This is a genomic window from Streptomyces sp. AC627_RSS907, assembly GCF_019049165.1.
Genome location: NZ_JAGMUE010001537.1, coordinates 1 through 543 on the forward strand (window position 1 = coordinate 1; position 543 = coordinate 543).

The window sequence follows — 543 nt, forward strand, 5'->3', positions numbered from 1 at the left end:
GCACGCCGTCGTGCACGCGGCGGGCGTCCTGGACGACGGCGTCCTGGACTCGATGTCGGTGGAGCGGGTGGCGGGCGTGCTGCGTCCCAAGGTGGACGGGGCCCGCCACCTGCACGAGCTGACCCAGGATCTCGACCTGTCCGCGTTCGTGCTCTTCTCCTCGCTCGCCGGGGCGATCGGCGGGGCCGGCCAGGGCAGTTACGCGGCGGCCAACGCCTATCTCGACGCCCTGGCACAGCAGCGCCGGGCCCAGGGCCTCGCCGCCACCTCGGTGGCCTGGGGCCCGTGGGCCGAGGCCGGGATGGCGGTCGACGGGGCGCTGGAGGACCGGCTGCGGCGCGGCGGCATGGCCGCGATGACGCCGGAGCTGGCGGTCAAGGCACTCCAGCAGGCCCTCGACCTCCAGGAGACACACCTGGCCGTCGCCGACCTCGACTGGGAGCGATTCGTCCCGTCCTACACCGCCGTACGGGCCAGCAGGCTGCTGGACGAGATGCCCGAGGCGCGGCGGGTCCTGGAGGCCGCGACCGCGGGCGGTACCAC

1 protein-coding gene is annotated in these 543 nt (G+C 75.0%); it reads left to right on the forward strand.

Annotation, left to right across the window (positions count from 1 at the left end):
• A partial coding sequence (locus tag KUM32_RS42875; protein WP_217146960.1) for a KR domain-containing protein occupies nucleotides 1–543 on the forward strand: 543 nt, incomplete at both ends.